We start from the raw sequence: 525 nt of genomic DNA on the forward strand, positions 1-525 counted from the left end.
TTAATGCATTACCAAATTCATCTCGAAGTTGAACGGTAATGGTTGATTGTGTTTGACCATCTGCGGTAATCGTTACTGGATCTGCACTGATTTCAGACATGCGAGCATTTGCTGTACCTGCTGTATAGGTAACTGTCACACCCTCATAGTTTGCTTGTTGAGTGTTAAGTCTAAAGTCGAAAGTATCAACTCCTGCAACTTGTGACTTCACACGTGCAGTAAAGCTACCATCTGCACTACGTGGCAATTGCTCTATTTCACCAAATGCTTCTGCCTGATTACTAAAGATAATTTCTACATTATCGGCTGATACCGAATCTACTCTATTACCTAAAGCATCAAACAATTCCACTTTCAATGTTGCCGTTGTAACGTTATTCGCAACAATTGAGCTTGGATTCGCTGTGAAACGTGTTTTTGTAATATCCGCTTCACCTGCAATATAAGTCACTCTTTCACGTTGACCATTTGCACCCTCATTTGCGCCTAATCTAAAGCCAATATCATCAAAACCAGCTTTGCTAG

At 40.4% G+C, this 525-nt stretch carries 1 protein-coding gene; it reads right to left on the reverse strand.

Annotated features, from left to right (window positions below; all coding sequences use genetic code 11):
• On the reverse strand, window positions 1-525 hold a 525-nt coding region (locus ACYSN2_RS11090; RefSeq protein WP_461750310.1), incomplete at both ends, for an Ig-like domain-containing protein.

The organism is Ignatzschineria sp. LJL83 (assembly GCF_054871845.1).